Source organism: Methylobacterium sp. WL6, from assembly GCF_008040095.1.
Classification (GTDB): domain Bacteria; phylum Pseudomonadota; class Alphaproteobacteria; order Rhizobiales; family Beijerinckiaceae; genus Methylobacterium.
The window spans coordinates 1-8,973 of the sequence record NZ_VRVH01000186.1; the positions used below are offsets into that span (position 1 = coordinate 1).

The 8,973-nt window shown below is 69.5% G+C and carries 6 protein-coding genes and 2 pseudogenes; 4 read left to right on the top strand and 4 right to left on the bottom strand.

From position 1 onward, the window contains the following. Nucleotides 1-170, top strand: a pseudogene (locus FV230_RS30895) (porin family protein); the annotation flags it as partial. 155 nt (nt 171-325) lie between these two features. Here FV230_RS30895 and parE read toward each other — a convergent pair. Further along, a complete protein-coding gene (gene parE / locus FV230_RS19740) occupies nt 326-2,446 on the bottom strand; it encodes a DNA topoisomerase IV subunit B (protein ID WP_147729297.1) in 2,121 nt (706 codons plus the stop codon). 278 nt (nt 2,447-2,724) lie between these two features. On the opposite strand from parE, the gene FV230_RS19745 reads away from it, so the two are divergent. Next, nucleotides 2,725-2,910: a hypothetical protein gene (locus tag FV230_RS19745; RefSeq protein WP_147843597.1), complete on the top strand. Its 186-nt coding sequence runs from the start codon at nt 2,725-2,727 to the stop codon at nt 2,908-2,910. A 51-nt stretch (nt 2,911-2,961) separates the two neighbouring features. Here FV230_RS19745 and topA read toward each other — a convergent pair whose 3' ends face one another. From topA to FV230_RS19760, 3 genes are all read right to left on the bottom strand, one after another. Further along, nucleotides 2,962-5,724, bottom strand: coding sequence for a type I DNA topoisomerase (gene topA, locus FV230_RS19750; protein WP_147843598.1), 2,763 nt, complete (start codon nt 5,722-5,724; stop codon nt 2,962-2,964). A gap of 205 nt (nt 5,725-5,929) precedes the next feature. After that, complete coding sequence (locus FV230_RS19755) at nt 5,930-6,841, bottom strand: molybdopterin-dependent oxidoreductase (protein WP_147843599.1); 912 nt, start codon at nt 6,839-6,841, stop codon at nt 5,930-5,932. Then, a complete protein-coding gene (locus tag FV230_RS19760) occupies nt 6,838-7,692 on the bottom strand; it encodes a cytochrome b/b6 domain-containing protein (protein WP_246694929.1) in 855 nt (284 codons plus the stop codon). The genes FV230_RS19755 and FV230_RS19760 overlap by 4 nt, the downstream gene beginning before the upstream one ends. A gap of 143 nt (nt 7,693-7,835) precedes the next feature. Between FV230_RS19760 and FV230_RS19765 the strand changes: the two genes are divergently transcribed. Both FV230_RS19765 and FV230_RS19770 read left to right on the top strand, forming a co-directional pair. Next, nucleotides 7,836-8,783: an aspartate carbamoyltransferase catalytic subunit gene (locus tag FV230_RS19765; RefSeq protein WP_147843600.1), complete on the top strand. Its 948-nt coding sequence runs from the start codon at nt 7,836-7,838 to the stop codon at nt 8,781-8,783. Beyond that, nucleotides 8,783-8,973 (top strand): annotated as a pseudogene (locus FV230_RS19770) (dihydroorotase); the annotation flags it as partial. The gene FV230_RS19765 and the pseudogene FV230_RS19770, both read left to right, overlap by 1 nt.

The following is an 8,973-nucleotide window of genomic DNA, read 5'->3' on the forward strand; positions in this document are numbered from 1 at the left end:
ACCTCGACCAGGGCGGCCGCAACAACGGCGCCTTCGCCTCCAACTCGACCGGCACCGTGACCCTGACCTCGCCGGGCGTGACCGTCGTGCAGAGCGGCCTGAACCGCAACAACAGCACCGAGTTCGCCGTCGTGCGCGCCGGCCTGAACTACAAGTTCGGCTCGTACTAGGACCTGCCGGATCGGCCGCGGCTCGCCCAGAGCCGCGGTTCGACCCGACCCGAGAAGCCCGGCCGAAAGGCCGGGCTTTTTTCGTCGTCGGATCGCGGGCATGAAAAAGCCCGGCCTCGCGGCCGGGCTCCGATCGGACCGCCGTGCCGGGCCGCTCAGATGTCGAGGTCGGTCTTCTCGGCGAAGGCGGCTCGCTCGGAAATGAAGGTGAAGCGGGCTTCCGGCTTGTTGCCCATCAGGCGCTCGACCGCGTCGCCGGTCGATTCGCGCGCCTCGTCGAGGACGGCGACGCGCATCAGGATGCGCTTCTTCGGGTCCATCGTCGTCTCCTTCAGCTGCGCCGGCATCATCTCGCCCAGCCCCTTGAAGCGGCTGATCTCGACCTTGCCGTTCTTGAACACCGTCTTGATCAGCTGCTCCTTATGCGAGTCGTCGCGGGCGTAGGCCGTCTTGGTGCCCTGCTGCAGCCGGTAGAGCGGCGGCATCGCGAGGTAGAGGTGGCCCTTGTCGATGAGCTTCGGCATCTGCCGGTAAAAGAAGGTGATCAGCAGCGAGGCGATATGGGCGCCGTCGACGTCGGCGTCCGTCATGATGATCACCTTGTCGTAGCGCAGCTCCTCGTCGCGGTACTGACCGCCGGTGCCGCAGCCGAGCGCCAGGGTCAGGTCGCCGATGAGCTGGTTCGCACCGAGCTTGTCGCGGCTGGCCGAGGCGACGTTCAGGATCTTGCCGCGCAGCGGCAGGATCGCCTGCGTGGCCCGGTCGCGCGCCTGCTTGGCCGAGCCGCCGGCCGAGTCGCCCTCGACGATGAAGATCTCCGAGCCCGCGGTGCCGGCGGCCGAGCAATCGGCGAGCTTGCCGGGGAGCCGCAGCTTGCGCGTCGCGGTCTTGCGCGCGACCTCCTTCTCCTGGCGTCGGCGCAGGCGCTCCTCGGCCCGGTCGATCACCCAGTCGAGTACCTTGTTGGCCTGGGCCGGCGACGCGGCGAGCCAATGGTCGAAGGCGTCGCGGATCGCGGTCTCGACGATGCGCGACGCCTCGACGGTGGCGAGCTTGTCCTTGGTCTGGCCCTGGAACTCCGGCTCGCGGATGAAGACCGACAGCATGGAGGCGCAGGTCGCCATCACGTCGTCGGTGGTCACCGCCGTCATGCGCTTGGCCTGGTTCACCCGCTCGGCGTGCTCGCGCAGCGCCCGCAGCAGCGCGACGCGCAGGCCGGATTCGTGGGTGCCGCCCTCGGGCGTCGGGATGGTGTTGCAGTACGAGGCGGAGACGCCGTCGTCGTGGACCATCCAGGCCACGGCCCATTCGAGCGAGCCGTGCGAGCCGGGCTTTGTGATCTTGCCGGAGAAGATCGCGTCGGTGACGAGCTCCTTGCCCTCGATGTCGCGGGCGAGGTAGTCGCGCAGGCCTCCGGGAAAGCGGTGCACCGCCTCGGCCGGGATGTCGGTGCCCTCGATCAGCGCCGGCGCACACCGCCACCGGATCTCGACGCCGCCGAACAGGTAGGCCTTCGAGCGCGCCATTTTGAACAGGCGGCGCGGGTCGAACGCCAGCGAGCCGAAGATCTGCGCGTCGGGATGGAAGCGGATGCGCGTGCCGCGCCGGTTCTGCACCCGCCCGACGGTTTCCAACCCGCCCTGCGCATGACCGCGCGAAAAACTCTGGCGGTAGAGCGTCTGGTTGCGCGCGACCTCGACCTCCAGGAGGTCGGACAGCGCGTTCACCACCGAGATGCCAACGCCATGCAGGCCGCCGCTGGTCTCGTAGACCTTCGAGTCGAACTTCCCGCCCGCATGCAGCGTCGTCATAATGACTTCGAGCGCGGACTTGCCAGGAAACTTCGGGTGCGGGTCGATCGGGATGCCGCGGCCGTTGTCGGTGACGACGAGCGCGCCGGTCTCCTCCAGCTCGACCTCGATGAAGCTGGCGTGGCCCGCCACCGCCTCGTCCATCGAATTGTCGATCACCTCCGAGAACAGGTGGTGCAGCGCCCGCTCGTCGGTGCCGCCGATATACATGCCGGGCCGGCGCCGCACCGGCTCCAGCCCCTCCAGCACCTCGATGTCGGACGCGGTGTAGCCGGCCTCCGGACCGGCGAGCGGCTCGAGCGCCGCCATCGGCGCCGTCGGCTTGCGCCGGCGCTCGGACGAGGGCAGGGGCGCGGCGGGCGAGGGATCCGTGGCCGAAGGCTTGGCCGGCGAAGAATGGGCGGGCGAAGAATGGGCAGCGGCCTTCGCGCCCGGCCCGAACAGGTCGATGGGGGCGTCGCTCAACCGACGGGCTCCAGGCTTCGGGTCACGTCTCGCATGGGCTTTCATCCGCTCACGATACCGGAACAAAACGGAAACATCAAAGGCGATCGCAGGCCGAATCCGCTATGCAGCTTCGCATGTGCAGCGCGAACCCTCCAAACGCTGCGATGCAACCGTCATCGGGGTGATGCGCAGATCCGGTTAAGATCGCCTCACGCTGCAATTTCGCGCGGAACCGGCGGCATGATCATGCATTATATCACAAGATCTTTGCCGTAACGAGGGCTGGGACGCCGACGATGACGACTGCTTCGATCGAAGCCCGAACCCTGATCCTCGCCCGCCTCGAGCGCGCCGCCGGGCAAGCCTTCGGATGCGAGCAGGACGCTGCGCCCGTCTCTCGCGCGGCCTTCGTCAATCCGACGACGATCGCCCTGGCGACATTCGCGACGGCCTTCGCCGCGACGATCAGCTACCTCGTCTAAGACCTGCGACGCGCCTGACGCGGACCGCCGGCAAGCCGCGCCGCCGGCGGTTCAGCCGCTGGCCTTCTTGCTCGCGGCCGGCTTCGCAGCGGCCTTGCCCGCAGCGGCCTTCGGCGTGGCGCGCTTCTTCGCGGCGGGTTTGGCGGAAATTTTGGAAGCGGTCTTCACCGTCCCGACCTCGCCGTCCTTGGCCGCCTTCGCCGGCTTGCGCGCCGTGGCCTTCGCACCCCGCGCCGGCGCGGCCTTGCGGCCGCGGCTCGGCTTGCCCCCGCCGGCCGCGCGCTTGGCGTTGACGAGGTCGATGCCCTCGGCGAGCGTCAGCGCCTCGGCGGCCATCGATTTCGGCAGGGTCGCGTTGACCTCGCCGTCGGTGACGTAGGCGCCGTACTTGCCGGCCTTGACCACCAGCTCGCGACCCGTCGCCTCGTCCTTGCCGATCGGGCGGCCGGGATCCGAGGACGGGCGGCCGCGGCCGCCGCCCTGTTCCTTGGCGACGATCAGGTCGATCGCCCGGTTGGCGCCGACCTCGAGCACGTCGTCGTCCTTGCCCAGGTTCGCGTAGGTCTTGCCGTGCTGGACGTAGGGCCCGAACCGGCCGAGATTGGCCAGGATCGGCTCGCCGGTCTCCGGGTGCCGGGCGACCTCGCGCGGCAGCGACAGCAGCCGCAGCGCCTTCTCCAGGTCGACCATCGACGGCGTCACACCCTTCGGCAGCGACGAGCGCTTGGGCTTGGCCGCGTCCTTCTCGGTCGAGGCCTCGCCGAGCTGGACGAACGGGCCGAACCGGCCGTCGCGGATCGTCACCGGCAATCCGGTCACCGGATCGTTGCCGAGCACCCGCGTGCCGGGCGGGCTGCCGTCCGGCGATGAGCCGTCACCCTCGCCCTCGATGCCCGCGGCCGAGAGCTGCCGGGTGAACTTGCATTCCGGGTAGTTCGAGCAGCCGACGAAGGAGCCGAACTTGCCGAGCTTCAGCGAGAGCTGGCCCGAGCCGCAGGTCGGGCAGGTGCGCGGGTTCGAGCCGTCGGCCTTCTCGGGGAAGATGTGGTCGCCGAGAAGCGTGTTCAGCGCCTCCAGCACCTCGGTGACGCGCAGCTCCTTGGTGCCGCCGACGGCGGCGGAGAAGTCGCGCCAGAAGTCGCGCAGCACGTCGCGCCAGTCGATCTCGGCGTTCGAGACCCGGTCGAGCTGGCCTTCGAGGTCGGCGGTGAAGTCGTACTCGACGTAGCGCTTGAAGAAGCTTTCGAGGAAGCCGGTCACGAGCCGGCCCTTGTCCTCGGGCTGCAGGCGCTTCTTCTCGATCTTGACGTATTCGCGGTCGCGCAGGGTCTGGAGCACCGCGGCGTAGGTCGAGGGCCGGCCGATGCCGAGCTCCTCCATGCGCTTGACGAGGCTGGCCTCGGAGAAGCGCGGCGGCGGCTCGGTGAAGTGCTGGGTCGAGGCGATGCGCTCGCGCTTCAGCGCCTCGCCGGCCTTCATCGGCGGCAGGCGCTTGCCGTCCTCGTCCTCCTCGTCGTCCTTGCCCTCCTGGTAGAGGGTGAGGAAGCCGTCGAACTTCACGACCTGGCCGGTGGCGCGCAGGTCGATCCGGCGCGGGCCGACGCTGGCGGTCACGTCGACCGTGGTGCGCTCCAGCTCGGCCGACTCCATCTGGCTGGCGACGGTCCGCGTCCAAATCAGGTCGTAGAGCTTGGCCTGCTCGGGATCGAGCATCCGCGCGACCTGCTTCGGCAGCCGGCCCATGTCGGTCGGGCGCACGGCCTCGTGGGCCTCCTGCGCGTTCTTGGCCTTGGCGCTGTAGCGGCGCGGCACGCCCGGGACGTACTTGTCGCCGAACTCGCGGCCGATGACCCGGCGCGCGTCGGCGATGGCCTCGGGCGCCATGTCGACGCCGTCGGTCCGCATGTAGGTGATCAGGCCCACCGTCTCGCCGCCGATGTCGACGCCCTCGTAGAGCTTCTGGGCGACGCGCATGGTCTGCGCCGGCGCCATCCCGAGCTTTCGCGACGCCTCCTGCTGCAGCGTCGACGTCGTGAAGGGCGGCTGCGGATGGCGCTTGGCGGGCTTCGCCTCGACCGATGCGACCTGGAACGTCGCGAGCTCGAGGTCGCGCTTGAACGCGGCCGCATCCTCGCCGTTGCCGACGTCGAGGCGCTGGATGCGCTTGCCGTCGGCCCCGACGAGGCGAGCCTCGAACACGCCGCCGTCTGCGGTCGAGAGGGTCGCGACCAGCGACCAGTACTCGCGCGGCTTGAAGCGCTCGATCTCGACCTCGCGCTCGCAGACGAGCCGCAAGGCCACCGACTGCACGCGGCCGGCCGAGCGGGCGCCGGGGAGCTTGCGCCACAGCACCGGCGACAGGTTGAAGCCGACGAGGTAGTCGAGCGCCCGGCGCGCCAGGTAGGCGTCGACCAGCGCCTGATCGATCTGGCGCGGCTGCCGCATCGCCGTCTCGACCGACGCCTTGGTGATCGCGTTGAAGGTGACGCGCTCGACCGGGATGCCCTTCAGCACCTTGCGGGCGGTCAGCGCCTCCAGCACGTGCCAGGAGATCGCCTCGCCCTCGCGATCCGGGTCGGTCGCCAGGATCAGCTTGTCCGCGCCCTTCACGGCGCGGGCAATCTCGGACACCTGCTTCGAGCCGCGGGCGTCGAGCTCCCAGATCATGTTGAAATCGGCTTCGGGATCGACCGACCCGTCCTTGGCCGGAAGGTCGCGGATGTGCCCGAACGAGGCGATGACTTCATAGTCGCGGCCAAGATACTTGTTGATGGTCTTGGCTTTGGCCGGCGACTCGACGACGACGACTTTCATGGACGAAACAGCCTCTCGTCAAAGCCCGAGCAGCGGCAGGAACGCACCAATTGTTGGGTTTCGCGCCGCGGCCGGGCCGGACCTGCGCGGGGCATGAAGTGGTTCATGCCCCGCGGGTTGTCAAATGGGGGGCTGTTCGGGGCGCCTGCCGCGAGGCGCGTACGGGTGGGCATTCTCCCCCCCTCTGCGGGGGAGGGGGCCGGTCTCAGATACCGGCGTACCATTCGTAGCCGCGGTCCTCCCAGTAGCCGCCCTGGCCGTCGCCGATCCTGGCCAGCGATTCGACCACCTCGATCCGCATCACGTACTTGGCCTGTTTGTAGCCGAGCTGCCGCTCGATCCGCAGGCGCAGGGGCGCGCCGTTCGAGACCGGGAGCGGCTTTCCGTTGAGGTCGTAGGCGAGGATCGTCTGCGAGTGGAAGGCGTCGGTGAGGTCGATGCTCTCGTAGTAGCGGATCGGCGTGCGCGTCTCCTCGGGCTCCTCGGCCGGGGCACCGCCCCAGGCGTCGGCATCGTTGCCCGCGGCCGCCACCTGGACGTGGCGCACCGCGCTCGGGTTCTCCGGCTGCAGGAACGCGCCGTCCTTGCCGGCTTCGAGGCCGCCGCCGGCATATTCGAGCGTGTCGGCGCAGTGGAACACGACGTAGCGCGCCTGCAGCTTCAGCCCGGCGCGGTTCAGCACCTCGGCCAGCGGCACGCCGGACCATTTTCCGATGCAGCTCCAGCCCTCGACGCAATCGTGCCGGGTCGTCTGCGTCCGCGACGGCAGCGCGCGGAGGTCGGCGAGGCCGAAGCTCTGCGGTCGCTCGACGAGGCCCCCGACCTCGAGCTTGAAGGTCGAGAAGTTCGAGGCCGCAAGCGCCTTGTAGGCCTTGTCCGGCGGGTCGATCGTGCCGTTCGGCTTGAACACCGCCGAAATCTCGGAATCCGGGAATTCCTTCGCCAGCGAGGCGTTCGAGAGCAGCAAGCGCTGCACGAACAGGTTGGCGTCCTCGCCGGCCTTCAGCGTCCGCGGGCCGTAGGCGGACCCGGCGAAGCGGTCGCAGCCGGCGAGCATCGCGGTGCCGCCGAGCGCGGCGACGGTGGTGAGGAAGCGGCGGCGGTCGAGGTTGCTCATCGCGGGGTCGCTCCGTCCTTCTCGATCGCGAACCAGCCGGTGACCATGCCGCGCATGTTGTTCCAGAAGCCCGAGACCAGCACCAGCACCACGTGCACGATCACGAACAGCACCAGGAGGTTGGCCACGATGAAGTGGATCGTGCGCGCCGATTGCCGGCCGCCGAACACGTCGACCAGCCAGGGCCAGGCGGCGTCCATGCCCGGCGACATCGCGAGGCCGGCCAGCACCATCACCGGCAGAAGGCCGGCGATCACGGCGAGGTAGGTCAGCTTCTGCAGCACGTTGTAGCGCTTGGCCTCCTCGCCCTTGGGGAAGTGCAGGGTGAGGTGCTCGCGCACCGAGCCGCCGAAGTCGCGGATCTGGTCGCCGTCCGGGATCACCCGCCGGCGAAGCTGCCCCGACACCAGCCCGTAGAGCAGGTAGATCGCCCCGTTGATCACCAGCGCCCAGGCGAACAGGAAGTGCCAGCGCCGCGCGGTGGCGAGATCCTGCCCCGAGGGGATCGTGCTCCACGCCGGGAAGGCCCGGTCGGCCATCTGGCCCTGGTCCTTCGAGAGCCCGAGCACGCCGGTGGTGTCGAAGGTGCGGCCGCCGATCGTCACGATGCCGCGGGCGTTGCCCTTGGCGTCGGTGTCGCTGGTGATCGCCAGCGCCGGGGTGTCGAAGGTCGACTTCGCACCCCAGTACAGGGCCGGATGCGCGTTGAAGATCTGCAGCCCGCTCATCAGCAGGATCAGCAGGGAGGCGGCGTTGAGCCAGTGCGCGACGCGGATCACCAGCGGATGCCGGTAGATCGCCTCGCGGCGGGGCGTCGCGGTGCCGGAGGGAATCGCCGGGGAAGCTGCCAAGGGAGTGTCACCTGATTGTCCGAGTGGCGACCACTTCGCCGCCTCGTCTCGGCTGGTTACGTATCGCCGCCGCCGAAAGTTGCCAGCCCGGTCCCGCGCCGCGCGCTTGCCGTCGCATCGGGCGCGACCTATCACGCGAGGCGATGAGCCAGCCGACGCACCCGAACTATCCCCACCGGCATCTCCTCGGGATAGAGGGCCTGTCGCGTCCCGACATCGAGGGGCTGCTCGACCGCGCGGACGCGGCGGTGGCGATCTCCCGTCAGGTCGAGAAGAAGCGCGCGACGCTGCGCGGTCGCACCCAGATCAACCTGTTCTTCGAGCCCTCGACCCGGACGCAATCCTCGTTCGAGCTCGCCGGCAAGCGCCTCGGCGCCGACGTGATGAACATGTCGGTGGCCTCGTCTTCGGTGAAGAAGGGCGAGACGCTGATCGACACCGCGGCGACGCTGAACGCCATGCGGCCCGACATCATCGTGGTGCGCCACTATTCGGCCGGCGCCGTGCACCTGCTCGCGCGGAAGGTCGACTGCTCGGTGGTCAATGCCGGCGACGGCGCCCACGAGCACCCGACGCAGGCGCTGCTCGACGCGCTGACCATCCGCCGCAACAAAGGGCGGATCGAGGGGCTTCGCGTCGCGATCTGCGGCGACGTGCTGCACAGCCGCGTCGCGCGCTCGAACCTGATCCTGCTGCAGGCGATGGGTGCGCGCGTCCGCGTGATCGCCCCGTCGTCGCTCCTGCCCGCCGGCATCGAGCGCTTCGGCGTCGAGGTCTTCACCGACATGCGCAAGGGCCTCGACGGCTGCGACATCGTGATGATGCTGCGCCTGCAGCGCGAGCGCATGAACGGCTCTTTCGTGCCCTCGGTGAAGGAGTATTTCCGCTATTTCGGCCTCGACGCCGACAAGCTCGCGCTCGCCGCTCCCGACGCCCTGGTGATGCATCCCGGCCCGATGAACCGCGGCGTCGAGATCGCCTCCGACATCGCCGACGGGGCGCAGTCGCTGATTCGCGAGCAGGTCGAAATGGGCGTCGCCGTGCGCATGGCGGTGATGGAAGCGCTGGCCTCGCATCTGCCGAACGCGTGATGGCCATGACCGAACAAGCTCAGATCCTCACCAACGCCACCCTCCTCGACCCGGCCGACGGCCGCGAAGGGCCGGGCCATGTCCTGATCCGCGACGGCCGCGTCGCCGACATCGCCTGGGGCGCGGCGCCCGGCCTGCCGGAGGGCGCGCGGACGATCGACTGCGCCGGCCACGTGCTGGCGCCGGGCCT

Coding starts and splice junctions, on each gene's coding strand:
- topA (WP_147843598.1), bottom strand. CDS start 5,724: ATGAAAGTCGTCGTCGTCGAGTCGCCGGCCAAAGCCAAGACCATCAAC.
- FV230_RS19755 (WP_147843599.1), bottom strand. CDS start 6,841: ATGAGCAACCTCGACCGCCGCCGCTTCCTCACCACCGTCGCCGCGCTC.
- FV230_RS19765 (WP_147843600.1), top strand. CDS start 7,836: ATGAGCCAGCCGACGCACCCGAACTATCCCCACCGGCATCTCCTCGGG.
- FV230_RS19745 (WP_147843597.1), top strand. CDS start 2,725: ATGACGACTGCTTCGATCGAAGCCCGAACCCTGATCCTCGCCCGCCTC.